The sequence below is a fragment of the Epilithonimonas hominis genome (assembly GCF_003730015.1).
Classification (GTDB): Bacteria; Bacteroidota; Bacteroidia; order Flavobacteriales; family Weeksellaceae; genus Epilithonimonas; species Epilithonimonas hominis.
Genome location: NZ_RJTU01000034.1, coordinates 102,876 through 123,325, shown reverse-complemented (window position 1 = coordinate 123,325; position 20,450 = coordinate 102,876). Strand labels below are relative to the sequence as shown.

The 20,450-nt window shown below is 33.9% G+C and carries 15 protein-coding genes and 1 tRNA gene; 2 read left to right on the top strand and 14 right to left on the bottom strand.

Annotated elements, in window-relative coordinates:
- Positions 1–3: 3 nt before the first annotated feature.
- On the bottom strand, positions 4–774 hold the full coding sequence (locus tag EGH73_RS05055; RefSeq protein WP_123280947.1) for a UbiA prenyltransferase family protein: 771 nt from the start codon (positions 772–774) through the stop codon (positions 4–6).
- 286 nt (positions 775–1,060) lie between these two features.
- Between EGH73_RS05055 and EGH73_RS05050 the strand changes: the two genes are divergently transcribed.
- Positions 1,061–7,063 carry an alpha-2-macroglobulin family protein gene (locus EGH73_RS05050; protein ID WP_123280946.1) on the top strand — a complete coding sequence of 2,001 codons (6,003 nt, stop codon included), beginning with the start codon at positions 1,061–1,063 and terminating at the stop codon, positions 7,061–7,063.
- Positions 7,064–7,123: 60 nt separating this feature from the next.
- Here EGH73_RS05050 and EGH73_RS05045 read toward each other — a convergent pair whose 3' ends face one another.
- From EGH73_RS05045 to lpdA, 4 genes are all read right to left on the bottom strand, one after another.
- On the bottom strand, positions 7,124–7,714 hold the full coding sequence (locus tag EGH73_RS05045) for a porin family protein (RefSeq protein WP_123280945.1): 591 nt from the start codon (positions 7,712–7,714) through the stop codon (positions 7,124–7,126).
- A 94-nt stretch (positions 7,715–7,808) separates the two neighbouring features.
- A complete protein-coding gene (locus EGH73_RS05040) occupies positions 7,809–8,489 on the bottom strand; it encodes a porin family protein (protein ID WP_123280944.1) in 681 nt (226 codons plus the stop codon).
- Between the two features lie 168 nt (positions 8,490–8,657).
- Positions 8,658–9,701 carry a 3-dehydroquinate synthase gene (aroB, locus tag EGH73_RS05035; RefSeq protein ID WP_123280943.1) on the bottom strand — a complete coding sequence of 348 codons (1,044 nt, stop codon included), beginning with the start codon at positions 9,699–9,701 and terminating at the stop codon, positions 8,658–8,660.
- Positions 9,702–9,889: 188 nt separating this feature from the next.
- The gene (lpdA, locus tag EGH73_RS05030) at positions 9,890–11,293 is read right to left on the bottom strand and encodes a dihydrolipoyl dehydrogenase (RefSeq protein ID WP_123280942.1); all 1,404 of its coding nucleotides are present in this window, start codon (positions 11,291–11,293) and stop codon (positions 9,890–9,892) included.
- A gap of 122 nt (positions 11,294–11,415) precedes the next feature.
- On the opposite strand from lpdA, the gene EGH73_RS05025 reads away from it, so the two are divergent.
- The gene (locus tag EGH73_RS05025) at positions 11,416–12,069 is read left to right on the top strand and encodes a YggS family pyridoxal phosphate-dependent enzyme (protein WP_123280941.1); all 654 of its coding nucleotides are present in this window, start codon (positions 11,416–11,418) and stop codon (positions 12,067–12,069) included.
- Positions 12,070–12,153: 84 nt separating this feature from the next.
- Here the strand turns inward: EGH73_RS05025 and EGH73_RS05020 are convergent, their stop codons facing one another.
- The 9 genes from EGH73_RS05020 to EGH73_RS04980 all read right to left on the bottom strand — a co-directional run bounded on the left by EGH73_RS05020 (position 12,154) and on the right by EGH73_RS04980 (position 20,411).
- A complete protein-coding gene (locus EGH73_RS05020; RefSeq protein WP_123280940.1) occupies positions 12,154–13,248 on the bottom strand; it encodes a glycosyltransferase family 4 protein in 1,095 nt (364 codons plus the stop codon).
- A complete protein-coding gene (locus EGH73_RS05015; RefSeq protein WP_123280939.1) occupies positions 13,211–14,038 on the bottom strand; it encodes a polysaccharide deacetylase family protein in 828 nt (275 codons plus the stop codon). The genes EGH73_RS05020 and EGH73_RS05015 overlap by 38 nt, the downstream gene beginning before the upstream one ends.
- 3 nt (positions 14,039–14,041) lie before the next feature.
- Entirely contained in the window at positions 14,042–14,968 is a 927-nt protein-coding gene (locus EGH73_RS05010; protein ID WP_123280938.1) for a glycosyltransferase family 2 protein, read from the bottom strand.
- 13 nt (positions 14,969–14,981) lie between these two features.
- The gene (locus EGH73_RS05005; protein ID WP_123280937.1) at positions 14,982–16,151 is read right to left on the bottom strand and encodes a glycosyltransferase family 87 protein; all 1,170 of its coding nucleotides are present in this window, start codon (positions 16,149–16,151) and stop codon (positions 14,982–14,984) included.
- A 63-nt stretch (positions 16,152–16,214) separates the two neighbouring features.
- A complete protein-coding gene (locus EGH73_RS05000) occupies positions 16,215–17,027 on the bottom strand; it encodes a 2,3,4,5-tetrahydropyridine-2,6-dicarboxylate N-succinyltransferase (RefSeq protein WP_089767726.1) in 813 nt (270 codons plus the stop codon).
- Positions 17,028–17,137: 110 nt separating this feature from the next.
- Positions 17,138–17,674 (bottom strand): C40 family peptidase, encoded by a 537-nt coding sequence (locus EGH73_RS04995; protein WP_123280936.1) that lies wholly within the window; start codon positions 17,672–17,674, stop codon positions 17,138–17,140.
- Between the two features lie 119 nt (positions 17,675–17,793).
- Positions 17,794–19,164 (bottom strand): LTA synthase family protein, encoded by a 1,371-nt coding sequence (locus EGH73_RS04990; RefSeq protein WP_245985421.1) that lies wholly within the window; start codon positions 19,162–19,164, stop codon positions 17,794–17,796.
- A gap of 842 nt (positions 19,165–20,006) precedes the next feature.
- Positions 20,007–20,080 (bottom strand) — tRNA-Ala (locus tag EGH73_RS04985).
- A gap of 103 nt (positions 20,081–20,183) precedes the next feature.
- Positions 20,184–20,411, bottom strand: a complete 228-nt coding sequence (locus EGH73_RS04980; RefSeq protein WP_123280935.1) for a putative signal transducing protein — start codon at positions 20,409–20,411, stop codon at positions 20,184–20,186.
- Between the last annotated feature and the right edge of the window lie 39 nt (positions 20,412–20,450).

Below are 20,450 nucleotides of genomic sequence, written 5' to 3'. Positions count from 1 at the left end.
ATTTTAACAAAACTGCAATAACAATTTGTAAGCCAAAAAACATAATAAAGGAAATCCGCTACAGCTTTCAACCAAAAAACTAAAATAAGCTTCCCTATTATCATTTTCTGAAAAATAAATTAATAAAAATGTGATAATTGTAGTCAATAAAAAACACAGTGAAAAAATCAAATCCAGATGAGAAATACTCAACAAACCTGAAATGAAAACTAAAGCATAAGCTAAAAATTTAGTTTTTTGAATCCCAATCAGAATCGGAAAAGTCACAACATCATCACTTTTCATATCTCGAATATCAAAAGGTAAAACCAAAGCCGAAATGAATAGCCAAGAAATTAAAAAAATCGGCCAATTAAATTCAGGAAGAATCAACCAAGAATTGATTAAAGCCCAAGTCAATCCAACGTAAAATATTTTTAGTAATGGGATTTTCCTTATAAATTTCTCCAAGAAAAAGGAATTGTATAGCAAACCGATAACGACGATCACAGCCCATTTTAACAACCTGATTTCGTTATGATTTTTGAGAATGAGAATGACACTGATAATTCCGCAAATACAATTGAAAACTAGAATCTTTAAAAACTTCTTTTTGTCGTACTGATATTTGGTATAAAGATAACCGCTGAAGTAGGTGATGAAAATCAAAAGCAAAGTTGGCCAGCGGAATATGTTTTGCTCCAGCATAAGAAATGCAGCCAGAAAAGTTCCCATTAATGAAACATAAATCTGACTATCAATAATATATTTTTTTGCTAAATTTAGAAACGACATTAATTTAACAAATGTCGGAAAAAATGTTCTAAATAAATAAAATCTTCAAAATGCTAAAACCACAAAGGCACATAAAAAAAATAAATTATTAGTCTTGAAAACATAAAATAGAAATAAATGTCTAACTATTTAATCTTAAAAATTTGAAAAAACTATGTGCCTATGTGGTTATTAATTTTAATAGACTTTACATTTCAAAAAAATTAGTTCTCTTTCCAACCTTACGATAAAACAATGCATCTTTATAAAGTGATTCGGTTCACTGATTAAAAAATACAATCTACATATGAAAATCTTAAAATCCTTATTAGTATTCTTATTGATATTTGCTACTATGAATTTTTCTGCTCAAAACTATTACGACCAGCAATGGAAAAAAATCGAGGACAATTATAAAAAAGGAACTTACAAATCCAATCTTCCTATCATTCTCGAAATACAGAACCAAGCTTTGAAAGATAATAATGCGATACAAATTATCAAGTCTCTAAAGGCTGAATTCAGTATTACAAAGCAAACTTATGATGATACGAAGAATGATGAAAATTCTAAATTCTTTTCGAAACTCCAAAGCACAGAAACCAAATTAAAGGGCGATGAAAAACAACTATTTCGTCTTCTGACTTTGGAGTTTATCAAAGATTATTATCAAAATAATTCTTGGAAAATCAATCAAAAAACCAATATTGACACTTCGACTTCGCTCAGTGCAGAGCAATATTTAGAGCAAATTGAAACTTGGAGCAAGCTAGATTTCAAAAATTATTTATCTAAGAATTATTCAGAATTAGAAAAAGAAAATTCTGTTTTGAAGAAAATATCGATGCAGAAATACAAAGAAATTTTTGACGATTCTGATAATCTAGACTATTTTCCGACACTTTCCGATTGGTCCAACTATAATTATATTGAGTTCTTAAGAAATCAAAATCTTTTCACGCCAAACGAATTGAAAGTAAATTCAACCAAAATCAATAGCATTTATGATTCGGAAATTGCTTCACTTTCTGGTAATCCTCAATTGTATTTTAAACATCAAAAAATCAATTATAATTGTGAATTCAATAATTGTAAAGACAAATTCGAACAACTTGAAAAATTGGTTGAAGATGAGTCTATAAAAGGCGATTACAAAGTCTTGATTATTGATGATATGATTGAGATTCTTCAGCAAAAAGAGGATAACAAAAAAGCTTTGGTTTGGGCAAATAAAGCGCAAGAACTTTATCCAAAATCGAAATTTATCAATAATATTAAAAACAAAGAAAATCAGATTAAAAATCCTCAGCTTAATATCTTTTATGAAAATGAAACTCAAGCTAACAAACCGATTCACGTTGTTGTAGAAGGAAAAAATGTTCAGCAATTTTCTTTGAATATATATGAAGTTAAAGACGACACACAAGGTTTTCTGAATTACGTTTTTGATTCTTACAAAACTCCATTTGCGAAAGTGAAAAAATCGTTGGTAAGAAAAGACCAATTTTCTCTTCCTGAATCATTGGATTTCAAAACGCAGAAAACTTCTTTGGAATTGAAATCTCTTCCAGCAGGAATTTATTTAGCTGAATATGTTGTGGAAAATTCGGTTCAGAGAAATTTCTATTTTATCGTTTCTGATTCTAAAATTATTTATTCTAAAAAAGATGCCCTTCGACAAGCTCAGGATGACAATTCTGGTGGAAATATTCTGAAACTCGTCAACAACGAAAATGGAAAAGCTTTTACCAACGAAAACCTTGAAATTGTCGAATATGTAAGAGGAAAACAAATAGTAAAACATTCTTTGAAAACCGATGCTTCCGGAAATTTCCAAATTCCAAATTCTGATAACAAAGAATATTATAGAAATTTTCTTGTGAAAAACGGAAGCAATTATTCGATGATAAATGTTTATGGTTATGATTATGGCAATCGAAACAAATCTGAAAATCAGGAATCTGCACAAATTTTTCTTGACAGAAAAATCTACCGACCTGGGCAAATTGTTTATTTCAAAGTCATTGCAACAGGAATTAATGGTGAAACTCAGAAAGTGAAAACTCTGGAAAAAATTCCATTGAACATCATTCTGTATGATACCAATAGCGAAGAATTACAAACTTTGAAATTGACAACTAATGAATTTGGTTCTGTTAACGGAAGCTTTACACTTCCTAAAAATAAACTAAACGGTAATTTTTCTATCAGACTTGATAACATTGATGACAATTCTCATTACGATATCACTGGATATACCGATTTCCAAGTTGAGGAATACAAACGTCCGAAATTTGAAGTCACTTTTGACCCAATAAAAGACGAATACAAATACGGACAAACCATTGAACTGAAAGGAAAAGCAACAATGTTTTCCGGTGTTCCTTTGAGCAATTCTACAGTAAATTACGAAATCAAAAAACAGAATATCCGTTGGAGATATTTCTGGTGGTATCCTCGTGGGAATGATAGCGAAAATTCAATTCTTGGCGATGTAAAAACCAACGAAAAAGGAGAATTTACCATCAAAATAGAGTTGAAAAAAGACGAAACGCTGGAAGGAATTCAGATTGATAATTATGCAATTAATGCTTCTGTTACGGACATCAATGGAGAAACACAATCTGCAAACACCAACGTGAAAGTAGCTTCGGTTTCGCATTATATCACGGCAAACGACGCTTCGACTGGGCTCAGCGTGACAGATTACTTTTCGGACGAAGCTATAAAACTAAATGTTGACACCAAAAATTATAACGACCAGAATCTGCAGAAATCCTATCATCTGAAACTGGAAAAACTGGCAGAGCCAAAACAGATTTTCAGGGATAATTTTGCTTCTGCAGTTCAGGATCTGCCAAAACTTTCTAAGGAAGAATTTGTACAGAAATTCCCTCACGACAGATTTGATAAAAATGATGATGTGAAAAATTGGAAGGTGGAAAAAATTTTTCTTGATAAAGTACAAAACACTTCGACTCCGCTCAGTGTGACAAAAAATCTATCAACCGACAACCAACAACTGACAACCAACTTAGACTTGGGGAAATTGCAAGCTGGTACTTACAAACTTCAACTTTATAATATCGAAGGAAAAGACACGATAAAAACGGAGCAATTTTTCAAAGTTTGGGATAAAAAATCGTTGGGGCAAAATCAAAATCCATTCTTGGAAGTGATTAAACCAACACAAGATTTCAAGCGAGGAGAAAAAGCGAAAGTTTTTGTTTATTCTGCAATTCCTGATGCTTTGGTCAACATTTTTATTCAAAATGGAAAAGGCGAAACCGTAACTGAAACCAAATCTCTCAAAAACGGAATTCTGGAATATGAAACTATGATTCCGAAAGATGAAAGTATCTCGAGAGTGAATTTGCAATTCCAACTGGTAGCTTTTAATGATGTGAAAACGGAATCTGTTGATTTGAAAATCGCGGACAGCAAAGATGATTTGAAAATTGAAACTGTTACTTTCCGGGACAAATTACAGCCTGGACAAAAAGAAAAATGGACGATAAAAATCTCTGGCGCTGATAAAGACTCTTCGACTCCGCTCAGAGTGACAGCCGAAGTTCTGGCGAGTATGTACGACAAATCGCTGGATCAGTTTGCAGTGAATTCCTGGTACTGGAGAAATTTCTATGCTCCGTTTTATCAAAGCTCCTATGATTTGAGAAATAATCTTCAACAACAGTATTATAATAAGAGAGTTGCGTTTTTGAAAAATTATAATATTAATTCGCCTGAGTTTAATTGGTTTGATGGCGGTATTGTTTATGAATCCTTTGCAGTTGCAGCACCTGTTGCTGATAAAGCCAGTTTAGAAGAAGTAGTCGTAACTGGAATGGGAATGAAAAAAGAAAGTAGAAATCTTAGTTATGCTACTAAGACAGTTGATTCAGCTGTTGTAAAGGAACAAAATATAGAATCCAAAACTGATTTAGACAAAATCCCAGTCCGTCAAAACCTCAACGAAACCGCTTTTTTCTATCCCAATCTTCTCACCGATAAAGACGGGAATGTCTCTTTCGAGTTCACTTCTCCGGAAGCGTTGACACAATGGAAACTGATGTTTTTGGCGCATACAAAAGATGCGAGAGCTGCAGTTTTAGAAAAAACGGTGGTGACGCAGAAAGACTTTTCGATAACACCCAATTATCCAAGATTCTTACGGGAAGGTGACGAATTGAATCTTCAGACTAAAATCTCAAGCTTGGTTAATCAAAAATTAAATGGTGTTGCACAATTGCAGATTTTGGATGCTTTTACAAATGAAGATATTACTGAAAAATTTGGAATCACTCAATTGACAGCGGTTTCAGGATATAATAAAGAGCAATCTTTTTCATTGGATGCAAATGGGAATACATCCGCAACCTGGAAACTGAAAGTGCCGAATAATGTATCTTCAATTATTATTAAAATCGTTGCGAAAGCCGGTAATTTCTCTGACGGTGAGCAAAAGGCGATTGCAATTCTTCCAAACAGAATGTTGGTGACCGATGCGCTTCCGATTTTTGTAAAAGAAGGACAGACAAAAACTTTCACTTTGGAAAATCTAAAAAACTCGAATTCTAAAACTCTGACTAATGTTTCCAATACTTTGGAATTGACAACCAATCCTATTTGGGAGATTATGTTTGCATTGCCAAGTTTGAAAAATGACATCAATAATTCGGCAGATGTTGTTTTTAATAAATGGTTTGCGGATGTTTTGGCTTCGGAGATTTTCAAAGCGAATCCGAAAACGAAAACTGTTTTTGATGAATATCAATCCAAAGGTCTTTTGACTTCGAATCTTGAGAAAAATCAGGAATTGAAACAGTTATTACTGGATGAAACACCGTGGGTTTTAGAATCGAAAAACGAAACCGAACAGATGGCGAAAATTTCGCTTCTATTTAATTCCAATATGATGCGTAACTCTATCAATGATGATTGGTCAGAGTTGGTAAAACTGCAAAATCCAGATGGTGGATTCAGCTGGTATCAGGGTTATCCAAGTTCTTATTACTCTTCGCTTTATATCTTGAAAAATCTAGGAAGAATCAATGAATGGCTTAAAGGAAATGTTTCTGATTATCAAAGTTCTGAACAAAAAGAAATGGTCAAAAAACTGGTTTCTTATGTAGATAATGAAGTGAGTAAATATTATGACACTTCGACTCCGCTCAGTGTGACAAAAAAAGACAATGTTTGGAATAATTTTGTTCTCGATTATCTGGACACAAGACATTATTGGGAAAAAGAATATGCTTTGAAAGCAAAAGGTACTTCGTTGAAATCATTAATTATTTCAAAAGCAAAAACCGCAAAAATCACCGATTTTACTTTCTTTGGATTGCATCGTTCGGCTTTATTATTCAACAATTATGGATTGAATGATGTTTCTAAAAAACTGATGACTTATCTTAAAGAAACTTCGACAGAATCAGAAACTCAAGGTGTTTATTGGAAACAAAACCTGAACGACTGGGGCTGGTATTCTTCCAAAACCGTTAATCACGCAGGAGCGATTGAAGCATTCCAAAAACTGACGCCGAATGATGAAAACTTTATCGAAGAAATGAAAATCTGGCTAATTACTCAAAAAGAAGTCAATTCCTGGGGAAGTTCCAGAGGAACAGCGGAAGTTATTTTTACCATTTTGAATTCAGGGAAATCTTGGACTTCTAATGAAAGTGACAAAGCAGAAATCATTTGGGGCGGAAAACAATTGATTCCGCAAACGCAAGCGACAGGTTATGTTAAACAATCGATTAATTCTGATAACTTGGATAAAAATCTTTCAACCGTTACTATTAAAAAAGAAAGTGCAGGAATTGTTCAAGGCGGTTTGTTCTGGCAATATTATGAAGACCTTGATAAAATAAAATCTTCGGAAAGTTATATTTCGATTTCTAAAGAATTGTACAAAAAAGTGAAAACTGAAAATGGGGAACAATTAATTAAAATCAATGAAAATTCGCCTATTAAAGTTGGTGATAAAATCACTGTGAGAATGATTCTGAATACGGATAGAAATATGGAATTCATTCATCTGAAAGATATGCGAGCTGTAGGTTTTGAACCGCTGGATGTGATTTCTAGTTACCAATGGAAAAATAATTTAGGTTATTACCAATCCACAAAAGATGCTTCCACCAACTTCTACATCGAGTATATGCCGAAAGGAAAATATGTTTTCGAATACGATTATGTTGCTAATGCGAGCGGAAAATTCTCTAACGGCATTACAACACTTCAAAACTACTATGCACCACAAATGAATGCGCATACGAAGGGAACAAACGTTGTGATTTCCGATTAGAAAAAAAAAACTAACTTCTTTCCGAAGTTAGTTTTTTTATATCCAAAAATTTAATTTAAATTAAAATCCGTATTGCAACCCGACTTGGAAGCCGCTATTTCTTAGCTGTTTGTCACTATTTTTCCAACTTGTAGAACCGTTCTTTTTAATATCGGTAAAACCAATAATATATCTTGCACCAATAGCCATATTATTAAATTTGAAGCCTAATCCAATTCCTCCGCTCAGGTCCAATTGGTTGTATGCATCTTTATCTTTCTCGATTATCGTTTTATTATCACTTTGGTATTTATTTTTATTACCAATCAAAACCCCGAACTGAGGTCCACCTTCTACATAAAATTTTGGAATCAATTCAAACTGAAACATAATTGGCATTGATAAATAATTAAGATTCAGCGTGTGTGATGTATTACCATTCGTATATTTTACACCCATATTGTTGTAAATTAATTCTGGCTGAATACTAAATAAAGCATTAACCGGAGCATTCATATAAGCTCCTACATAAAAACCAATTTTGGAATTGGTATCTCCCCAAGTATTTTCTTTACTTATTGTAGAAATGTTAGCACCGCCTTTCACTCCAAATGATTGCGAATAAGCCAAAGACATGATCGTTAATCCCAACACCCCAAATAATTTCTTCATATATATAATCGTTTATCAAGAACAAAAATATAAATTTGAAATAAAAAAAGACCGAATAAATCGGTCTTTGTTGCATTAAATATTTTTAATAAAATTAGAATTTGTAAGACAATCCAACTTGGAATGTATTATTTCTGTTCTTATTGTTATCATTGTTTGTAGAAGTTGTTCCGTTAGATCCGTCATTCTTCTTGTTGATATCTGTAAATCCAGCTACATATCTAGCATTGATACCAAAATTAGGAGTGAAGTTAAAACCTAAACCAAGACCAGCTCCCATATTAAAGCTGCTATAGTTGTCTTTTATGTCCTCAGATGAATTTGTATTTTGATTAGTTGTAGAACCATTGACTACCGTCGTATTGATATCTTTCGCTTTAGCACTTACTAAGAATCCAAACTCTGGACCTGCTTCTAGATAAAATTGTGGCGTTGCTTTAAACTGAAACATAATCGGAACTGTAATATAATCCAAATTTAGTTTTGCATCTTCTCTGTAGTCGATTGTATTTCCTAAAACTGTTCCAGTATATCTCCTTGTAACCTTAGAACCTAATTGACTATATAAAACCTCAGGTTGGATACTGAATTGTTCTGATAAAGGCGCATTCATAAAAACACCACCATAGAAACCAGCTTTTGATTTTGAATCTTCATAACCATCATCAGAGATTGATGAAATGTTAACACCCGCTTTTAAACCGAACGACGGACTAGTTTGTGCAAATGCAAATGTTCCCGCTACTAAACCTAATCCTAAAAATAACTTTTTCATAATTTCAAATTTTAAATTTTAAATTTTGTTTTACGAATGGGATACTTTCAAATTCTTTGCCAAAATTTCTGAAACCAGAATCACAAACTTTCAACAAGCTGCCATTTATTAATGTAAAATATTTATTTTCAAGCAAATAAAAATAGTATTCATTGAATAACAAGATCATTAATCACCCATATTTTTATAGAATTCCAAGGCTAAAATAATCTGTTCAGCGTTCACTTTTTGGTCATATAAGCAAGATCCGACACCATTAATAAGAGAAAAATTAATATTTCCGTCTTCATTTTTTTTATCATTAAACATCAAATCCATGATTTCTGCATTTTTAAATTCAGAAATGTCAATATAAGGAAATAGTCTTTTTATCTTGCTGATGATAACAGATGAAACATCAACATCCAGCAGACCACATAAAAACGCAAGATGCGTTTCACAGATCATTCCTAGCGCTACAGCCTCTCCGTGAGGAATTAAGTTTCCTTTTTTAAGAAAAAGACTTTCTACAGCGTGACCAATCGTATGACCAAAATTGAGATTCTTCCTGATATTCTGCTCTCTAAAATCTTTTGAGACCACACCCTGCTTGATTTCCATGCTCCTTTGGATAAAAGGTTCAATAAACTGCGGTGCAATTTTTTCTACAGTGATCAAATCATTCCAATGCTTTTCATCGGCTATCAGTCCATGTTTCAGCATTTCTGCAAAGCCACTTCTCAGTTCTTCAAATTTTAAAGTGTCTAGAAATTTGGGATAAAATAAAATAGCCTCTGGCAAAGCAAATGTTCCGATAACATTTTTAAGATATTGGTGATCTATTCCTGTTTTGCCACCGATTGATGCATCGCACATTGCAAGAAGCGTGGTTGGAAGATTAATGAAGCGGATTCCTCTTTTATAAGTAGAAGCTACAAAACCGCCAAGATCGGTTACCACTCCACCGCCAAGGTTAATCAATAAAGATTTTCTGTCGGCTTCCATCTCCGAAAATATTTCCCAAAGTTGAGTCGCAGTTCCAATATTTTTATTTTCCTCGCCTGCCTCGATTTCAATCACTTCAAAAGGTGCATCGGTTTCCAGATTGGGAAGTAAAATCGGCAAACAATGATTGTGCGTATTCTCATCTACCAAAATAAAAATTTTGCTTGGATTGAGCTGACCTATATATTCATTAAGACTTGTGAAATCTTTGTCCAATTCTTTTATCATAACCAAAATTTCAACAAAAGTAAGAACAAATTAGCAATATTCGGGTCTTGTTTAATGATGAATTGTTCGCAGCCCGACTTGAACGGAAATCATTTTTACGCAGCGCTGCCTAAATAAATATTTGAATTTTGTAAAATAAAAAAGAGAAGCAAAACTGCTTCCCTTTATAAATGTATTGATGTAAAATATTACATATGAATTGTACGCTTTCCAGTTGCATCCAAAGCAGCTTCTTTTACAGCTTCTGCATAAGTAGGGTGTGCGTGTGAACTTCTTGCGATATCTTCTGCACTGGCGCGGAACTCCATTGCAATAACGCCTTCTGCAACCAAATCCGCTGCTCTTGCGCCAATCATGTGGAAACCTAGAATTTCGTCCGTTTTTTCGTCAGCAATGATTTTCACAAATCCGTCTGTGTCACCACTTGCACGGCTTCTTCCTAACGCTCTCATTGGGAAACTTCCCACTTTGTATGCCACGCCTTCTTCTTTCAGTTGCTCTTCTGTTTTACCAACTCCGGCAACTTCTGGCCAAGTATAAACTACTCCTGGAATCAAATTATAATTGATATGAGGCTTTTGTCCAGCTAAAATTTCAGCTACCAAAGTTCCTTCTTCTTCTGCTTTGTGAGCCAACATTGCACCTTTGACAACGTCACCAATAGCGTAAATGTTAGAAACATTCGTCTGCAAATGGTCGTTGGTTTTCACTCTTCCTCTTTCATCCAATTCTACACCAGCTTTTTCCAAACCAAGTCCGTCTGTGTATGGTCTTCTACCAACAGAAACCAAAACATAATCGCCTTCGAAGTGTACTTCTTCACCTTTTTTGTTTTTAGCGGTTACTTTTACAGAATCTCCGTTTCTCTCCACAGCAGAAACCGCTGTCGAAAGTTCGAATTTCATTCCTTGTTTTCTAAGAACTTTTTGTAATTCTTTGGAAAGAGCGCCGTCCATTCCTGGGATGATTTTGTCCATAAACTCCACCACAGTTACTTGAGAACCTAATCTCAAATAAACTGACCCCAACTCAAGACCAATAACACCACCACCGATAACTACCAAATGTTTTGGAATTTCTTTCAAGTTCAAAGCTTCTGTAGAAGTGATGATTCTTTCTTTATCTAATGTAATAAATGGCAAACTAGATGGCTTAGAACCAGTTGCGATAATTGTATATTTTGAATCAATGATTTCTGAAGAACCGTCGTTTTTCGTCACTTTGATTTGAGTTGCAGATTCGAAGCTTCCAACACCTTCAAAAACAGTGATTTTGTTTTTGTCCATCAGGAAGTTGATTCCTTTTGTTGTTTGCTCTACTACTCCATTTTTACGTTCAATCATTTTTGCCAAATCTACTTTCGGCTCGTTGATGATGATTCCGTAATCCGCAAACTCGTGTTTTGCTTTTTCGAAATGTTCAGAACTGTCAAGCAAAGCTTTGGAAGGGATACAACCCACGTTAAGACAAGTTCCGCCCAACGTAGGATATTTCTCAATAATTGCTGTTTTGAAACCCAATTGTGCAGCTCTGATTGCTGCTACATATCCGCCAGGACCAGAACCGATAACGGTTACATCAAATTGACTCATATCTTTGTAATTATTATTCGAATAAAAATTTCCTCAAAGTTACGAATTTTAGACCAATTCTTAAACTGATTTTATAACGTAATTAATCTCTATTTTTGCATCAGATTTTAAATTCAATTCTAATGTCAATCCAACAAAATTATCAAGCAATACTTTCTCAACTTCCAGAAAATGTAAAACTGGTAACTGTTTCCAAAACCAATCCAGCTGAAAAAATAAAAGAGGTTTATGATTTGGGACAACGTGCTTATGGAGAGAATAAAGTTCAGGAATTACTAGAAAAACAGCCTGTTCTTCCCAACGATATCGAATGGCATTTGATTGGACATCTTCAAACCAATAAAGTGAAATACATTGCAGGATTTATCTCAATGATAGAAAGCATCGACAGCGAAAAATTGTTGAAAGAAGTGGATAAAGAAGCTTTAAAAAAGAATAGGAAAATCAATGTTTTGCTTCAGGTTAAAATTGCAAAAGAAGAGACTAAATTTGGATTGACAGTTGATGAAGCCAGAGATATTTTCAACCAATATCTTGAAGGAAATTACCCAAATATCGAAATCAAAGGCTTAATGGGAATGGCGAGTTTTGTAGATGATGAGATTCAAATCCGTGAAGAATTTTCTGTTCTGAAAAATCTTTTTGATGAATTATCAGAACTGAAACCATTAGAAACTTTATCAATGGGAATGAGCGGCGATTTTCCGATTGCAATTGAATGCGGTTCCAATTCCGTGAGAGTTGGTTCGGCAATTTTTGGAGAAAGGCATTATTAGTTAATCTTTGATAGTTGACAGTTGAAAATTGTTTGTTTTTTTGTCAGGCTGAGGCTCTCGAAGTCATCATAAAATAAAATTCAATTAAACCAAACTGTTGTAAACCTTCATCATTTCATCTGCAATTGTTTCATCATTGAATTTTTGAACAAATTGCAAACCTTTTTCTGCACGGCGTTTTCGCTCAGATTCGTTATCCCAGAGGAAATTAATTTTTGCTTTGATATCATCCACATTTTCAGGATTCACATAAACAGAATCTGAACCGCCAGCTTCAGGCAAACAACTGACGTTGCTTGTAATCACAACGGTTTCTGAAAACAAAGCTTCTATCACAGGAATCCCAAAACCTTCGAAAAAACTAGGGTAAATGAAAATATCTGCCATTCTGTAAATCCCCGCAAGCTCTTCCATCGAAACATTCTCGAGAAAAGAAACTCCAATTTTATATTTCTTAATTAATTGACTAATTTTTTGAAAATATTTTTTATTCTTTTTCCCAATAACAACTAATGGAATATCGCTTCCTTCCAATGCTTTTACCACATTCAGAAGATTTTTTCTTTCTTCGATTGTTCCAACATTCAAAAGGAATCTTTCAGGAAGATTGAATTTATCTTTAACTTGATTTAAGAATTCTTCCGTTGGTTTTTCTTTGAAACTTGCGTGGCAACCCTGATAAACAACATCAATTTTATTTTCATCAACTTTAAGAAATTGGATTATATCCCGCTTGGTTTGTTCGGAAATAGCAATAATTTTATCCGCAGAATTAGCCGCTTTTCTGAACTTCCAAAAATGAATTTTTCTATCAAACCAAGTATAATATTGCGGAAACCTTTCGAAAATTAAATCGTGAATGGTAACCACTTTTTTGATTGGTTTTGAATTCCATTTTAATGGCAATTCGCCAGATAATCCGTGGAAAATATCTGCATCAAGATTCTGTGCATCTTTTCCCATTTTAAGTTGGCGTGACATTTTTCCTTTAGAAGTTTCAATAAAAGAAACGTTCGAAGCATCAAGAATTTGTTTTCCTCTTTCGGATTTGTTTTTATTGAGAAGAATATATTGATTTTCAGGATAAAATTTCGCCAAAATCCTAACCAAATCCCGAGAATAATTCCCTAAACCTGAAGCATTATGAAAAAAACGTTTGGCATCGTAAGCAATCTTCATTAATTCTTATTTTTTTTTGAGTCCAATTTTCTAAAAAATCTTTGATTGTAAAGAACTGATAATTATTTCTTTTTGCCCATTTAATAAAATCATCAAATCTATTAATCATTGCTTCATTCGTGTTTTTGAATGTAAAATTGGGCAATTTATATTTTGGATTTGAGATGTCCGTAAATTCCCAAGGATGAAAATAAATGTTTAAAAATCCTGTGGAATTAATAGATAATTTTGACAAAAATTTATAAATCCAAAGTGGAAAGTTATGAAAACTTAACCAAAATAACGGAACTCTAAAAATCGTAGAAACCGAAGCCGGAAACTGTAAAACTTTTTTTTGCCAAAATGGATTTCGACTAACTTTGAAGTTATTATATCTTCCTGGCAAATAAGTTGGATTAATGGATGAATTGTAAAAATAACCAGCATCAGAAACGGCATCTTCCGAAACCGGACTCATTCTCGGCATTCGAAGTCCAAGCACTTTAGTCTCAAATAATTTCTCTAATTCTATCCGAGATTCTAATAAATGTTTCTCATCAAAATCCGAATGAAACCAAGTGTGAGAAGCTAATTCGTGACCTTCGGAAAGTAATTGCTGAACTAAATCTTTATTATTTTCGGCAAAAACAACCGTTGAAAAAAAAGTAGCTTTTACGTCATTATCTTTCAAAATCGCGAGAATATTTTGTAATCCTTTTCTGGAAACTGCCAATTGCTCTTCCAAAGGAATTTCGCCATTATATTCCAAAGGCATATCAAATTCTTCTATATCGAAACTTAGTAAAATCATTAATTAAAAATTTTTCGACCTCACAATATACGTCGGCCTGTCTTTGATCTGTTTAAAAATTTTACCCATATATATTCCTAATATTCCCAGAATAGTGAGCTGAAGTCCTCCAAAAAAAACAACAGTCAAAATAAGTGAGGCCCAGCCAGAAATCTCAGTTTTTGTATAAAAAGAATGAAATATGTAAACTAAATATGCCAAAGGTGATAAAAACGAAAAGAAAAAACCGAGATAAGCAGCCAAATAAAGCGGCTTTACACTGAATGCTGTAATTCCTGTGAAAGCAAAACGAAGCATTTTACCAAAACTGTATTTGCTAACACCGGAAAACCTGTCTGCTGCAATAAAATCAATAGAATATTGTTTAAAACCAACCCATTTTACCAAACCTCTGAGAAAAATATCCGACTCGCCGGTTTTTCTGATAACATCTATAACAGAAGCATCTAACAGACGAAAATCTGAACTTCCCTTTTCTAACTCAACATCCGACAAATTCGATAACACGTGATAAAAAAAATCAGACGTTTTTCTTTTAAAAAAGCTGATATTTTTTGAATATTTTCTAATAGTATAAACGATATCATATCCTTCTTCCCATTTTTGAATCATTAAAGGAAGCAATTTTGGAGGATGTTGAAGATCTGCATCCATAGAAATCACAGCATTTCCATCTGCAAAATCTATTCCTGCTTTTACAGCATTCTGATGTCCGAAATTGCGAGAAAACTCTATGTATTTTACTTCCGGAAATTCCGAAGCCAATTTTTCTAGATAATTCTGCGTGTTATCTCGGCTACCATCATTCACAAAAATAATTTCAAAATTATAAGCTTTAATTGTTTCAAAGACTTTTCTGATCTCGGAATGAATAAGCGAGAGATTGCCTTCCTCATTATAAGCCGGAATTATTATGGAAATTTTTTTCATCTTTTTGCGTCTCTTAATGGAGTTTATATTCTTTCTCAAAATCCTTGGTCAGCAACTCATACATCACTCGGAACCAAACTACAATGCAAGGAATGGCTTTAGTAGAATATTTTACAAAAACCTCTTCTTTTATGGATCTCGGGAACAGATCTGAAAAGGCAAAACATGTAAAAATCATCACGAAAATTAATATCCCGATATCAACTTTTGAAATTGTCTCCTGCATCAAAAACCAGATCATAACGCCTGCAACTGCAATGATGTAGGTTGGGCTTTCCGAACCCGAACTGAACAACACTAAAAACAATAGTGTTGACGCTAAAATCATCAATTGAAAACTTAGATTTTTATATTGGCTGATTCTGAGATAAGGGGTCATAAAAATAATAAATCCAGGAATAAGGAATACAAGATTTGAAATGCTGGCATCTTGTAAAATCCTTCTTACAACACCCATCAAGGAATAATCCTGCCTGTTACCCAAAACCTGATTTGAGAGATTTTTTTCCGAAAGAGATGTGTACCAATCAAAGTAAGATTGAAGCCCAAATGTTGGACTGGAAATAAGCATTGGTAAAAGGAAAAACAAGATAGCAATGACAATTAGACTAATAATAAACCGAAGTTTATTTTTGATGAAAAAAAATGCTGAAAGCCCGACAATACCATAAACTTTAACGAAAGTTCCAATCAAAATAGCGCTGGCGGATTTTGTTTCTTTTCTTTCGTAAACATAGATTGCAGAAAGCATCAGAAGACCTGTAAGCGCAATATTGAATTGGAAATAAGTTGCAGCCGTTATAAATTCCTGAAGACAAAGCCAGGCAAAAAAAGACTTTTTTCTGTCTGAAAAAGGAAGCTTGTAAATAGCATACAGAAATACCATTGTGACTGCTACATTCCAAAGGATGCATCCCAGCCAGTCCGGCATCAGTGCAAAAGGAGCAATCAGCAAGCTAAAAAAAACGCCATAATGATTACTGTCAAAAAACAGATCGGGATATTGTAAGAATATATTTTTCTCTTGCAAAGTATTATAAAAAACACTCCTGAAGATCAAATAATTGTTATAGCCTCCAACGCCTCTTTTGTATTTGCTGAAAGCGGTAATTGCTGCAACAATGATATAAATTACAAATATGATTCTGTAATCCGAAATGAATTTGATAAACTTTTGCTTCACGATTTGGCTATTAGCATTGAAAAAACTACCTGTCCGGAGACAGGCAATTTTGTTTATATTTTTCTAAACAGCAACATTGTTTTCTCTCAAAGCGTCATTGAGAGACGTTTTCTTATCTGTAGATTCTTTTCTTTTTCCAATAATCAGGGCGCACGGAACTTGAAATTCTCCTGCAGGAAATTTTTTGGTGTAACTTCCCGGAATCACGACAGAACGTTCTGGCACATAACCTTTAGTTTCAATTGGCTCAGGTCCTGTAACATCGATAATTTTGGTGGACATTGTCAAACAAACATTCGCTCCCAGGACAGCTTCTTTACCTACACGAACACCTTCAACTACAATACAACGTGATCCTATAAAAGCATCATCTTCGATAATCACTGGCGCCGCTTGTAAAGGCTCCAAAACACCGCCGATTCCTACTCCACCACTCAAGTGAACATTTTTACCAATTTGTGCACAGCTTCCTACAGTTGCCCAAGTATCAACCATAGTTCCAGAGTCTACATAAGCACCGATGTTAACGTAAGAAGGCATCATAATCACACCACTTGCTACAAAACTTCCGTGTCTTGCAATCGCATGAGGAACAACTCTTACACCTTTTTCAGCATAATTTTTCTTCAAAGGAATTTTATCGTGGAATTCGAATGGTCCAACTTCTATGGTTTCCATTGTCTGGATTGGGAAATACATCACCACACCTTTTTTCACCCATTCATTGATCTGCCAGCCATTTTCAGTAGGCTCAGCTGTTCTCAATTCACCTGCATCCAGCTTTGCAACTACTTCTCTTACTGCGTTCTGATACTCTTCTTCTTTCAATAGTTCCCGGTTATCCCAAGCTTTTTCGATTTTTTCCTGTAAAGACATACTTTTTATAATTGATAATTGATTAATGATATTTGATTTTAGTATATAAAAAAGTCCAATAAAAAATTATTGAACCTCTCCATTTTACAATCGTAGCAAAAATAATAAATCTAAAGCACACTTCTTGCAAAAAGAAATGCTTTATTCCAATATACCTCGTTAAGTGAAGAAATAATCACGCCTTTTGTTGTGGATGAATGGATGAATGTTATTTCGCCACCATTCATAATCTCGTGAACAATTCCAACATGAGATATAGTAGAACCGCCCGCAGTTGCAAAGAACAACAGATCGCCCGGCTTCACTCTTGAAATTTCCACTGCATTACCCGCTTTTGCTTGATCCTGAGATCTTCTGGGAAGTTTCATATTATTCTCATCAAAAACCTTACATACCAAACCAGAGCAGTCAAATCCTGCTTTGGTGTTTCCTGCATATTTGTAAGGCGTTCCGAGATAATTTTCAGCGTCCGTAACTACAGCAGCCCTTTTTCCCGAAACATTTCCGGAATAAACTGAGTTCAGTTTTTTAATATTAGCAGTTTTGGAAGATACAGGCTTTTTGTAGGTATATTTTTTTGCAGAATGGGATGTTCCGCACGATAGCAGAAATATTGAAAAAATAATTACAAGTACAGCGTTTTTCATATGACATTTAAAATAGTAATTTTCTTTCAATAGCAGCTATTTTTATTTGAGTAACAAAAATAGTACAGATAACTTATTAAAACAAATACTTGAATACAATTATTGAGATTAGGCCGATTCTATCTCTCTTTCATCTTTCCGTTTTTGTACCGCTCGCTCGCAGTCTGATAATAGAAAATAGTCTGTTTCACAAGATCATTATTCTTATTTTTAATTTCAGTAAGAGCCCTGTCTGCACCGGAAACATTGAATTGCTTCACTCTTTTTCTGTCATCAATCTGAGTAAAAACATCATTTTTCAATAAGCCCAATATCCTGTAATTACCAATAAAAGCTCTTTCTTCTCCCGGCCTGGTTTTGTTAATATCTTTTCCGTAGAGACTTGTGGCATAATTCCAGTTAAGGTAACCAAAAAGCGTGGGCATTACATCTATCTGAGAAGTCAGACGATCAATCTTTTCAGCATTATTGCCAGAATTATAGATGATTGCCGGAATGTGATGCTTGGCAATATTGATTTCCCATTTGCCAGCGCTGCTCGCACAATGATCTGCTACAATCACAAAGACAGTATTGCTGAACCAAGGTTTCTTCTGCGCATCTGCAATGAATTTTCCTAAAGCGTAATCCGTATATTTTACGGCACCTTCCCTTTCGCCTTGTGGAAGATCAATCTTACCATTCGGAAAAGTATAAGGCTTATGGTTGGAAGTTGTCATCACAAACTGGAAAAATGGTTTCTTATTTTTCGAGCTTATATCTGCATATTTTATAGCCTGTCTATAAATATCCTCATCACAAATTCCCCACGCATTTTCGAAGCTCACCTCGTTATCAGAAATATTATATCGATGTGTTTTGATATCTTCTGATAGAGGATTGCCACGGTTTCTGTGTACAATGTCGAAACCCTGTCCGCCGAAAAAGTTGTTCATATTATCAAAATACCCATCGCCACCATAAATAAAATAAGGCTGATAGTTTTTCTGTCTAAGAATTGTTGCTATCGAAAACAGATTCTGATTGTCCGGCCTTCTCACGATACTGTTTCCAGGTGTTGGTGGAACTGATAATGTCAAAGCTTCCATTCCCCGGACGGTTCTGGTTCCTGTTGCGTAAAGATTGGTAAAGAAGATACTTTCGTTGGCAAGCCTGTCGTAGTTTGGCGTCAGATTGCCTTTATTTCCAAATGCCGTAAGAAAATCTGCACTGAAACTTTCTATTGCAACCAAAATAATATTTGGATTCTTGATTCCTTTTCCCTCTGTGATTCTTGTAATATCATCAAACGCAGAAGATTTATATTTTTGATTATCCTGCAAAAGATCTTTTTTGACAATAGGATAAGCTTCTTTATCTGAAAGTGTAGGATAAAAAGTCTGATAATCCAGTTCGTTGGACTGAAATGCTGATAAAAAAGAAAATGCACCATTCTTACCAATTTCATTAATGACAAGATTATTACTGAAATCGGCCAGTTTATTTTTCATTGTAACTCCTAATATTGTGGCTACAATCAAAATAGGAATGGCATAAAAAGCGCGTTTTACAAAAGATATTTGAGATGTGAACGTACTTCTGAAAGCATTCAGTTTTTTTAGTAATACAAATGTGCCAATAACTAATCCAAGTAATGTTGCTATAATCAGCGGTAAAGGATAGGATTGGTTAATGTTTTCAATAACTTCATAAGTGTAAATGAGATAATCTACCGCTATAAAATTAAATCGAACGCCGAACTCATCCCAAAAAGGATCTCAGCTAATAAGCTGAAATAGATGATTATAAAGATGATTGTAAGGTAGAAATAATTAAAAACCTTGTCAAAAACAGAACCTATCAACTTTTTAGGGAGGATCAACAAATAGATTGAATAAATTGTCAAAAATGATAAGCCGATTGTAAGATCATATAAAAATCCGGTAATAAAAGCGCGGAGAATATGCAGCAAATTAAAATCAGCGTTACTAGACGACCAGATTAGGAAAGCAATCCGTATAATGAATGATAGAAAAATATAAAGACAAAGTACTGATAAAAATACTGAAAACCTACCTGAAAAAAGATTTCTCAACTTATTATTCCAACTATTATACGACGTCATAAGGACAAAATTAATATGTGCGCAAATTACTAACTTAAATTTACAATCGTTCTTATTTATCAATAAATTATGATATAGATGTGGATGAGTTTGAGAAAATAAGGGTGCAGCCAGAACCACTTCAATGAATAATCGGATTCTATGAACCATTACAGTAATGAAGTGGGGGCAATTTTTTTTCCATAAAAGCAAAACAATCTCCTGAAATTCAGAAGATTGTTAAAGAAGTGGAGAATACGGGGATCGAACCCGTCACCTTTAGACTGCCAGTCTAACGCTCTAGCCAGATGAGCTAATTCCCCAATGATATTGCAATGATAAGGATTTTTTTATAATTCAAAAAAAAATCGGGTTCAGAAAGTATGAACCCGATTTCTGTAAAACGTAAAATTTAAAAATATGAAATCAATTTTGGTTTGATTTTAAATATTCATCGATAATTTCGAAAGCCTTTTTTTCGTCTTTCAGATCTACTTTTATAAAAGTATTGGTTGCAGTAGGTGTGGATAGAAAACTAAGATAAGAATTCTCTACATCACACTTTATTCCTGCATCTTCCAACTTGGATTTCATTAGTTGGATCTCCTGTGGGCTGCTGCTTTCGTATACAGCCACTCTTGTTGTTGTATCCATAATTTAATATTTTGATTTTTTTAAAAGCAAAGCAATTTA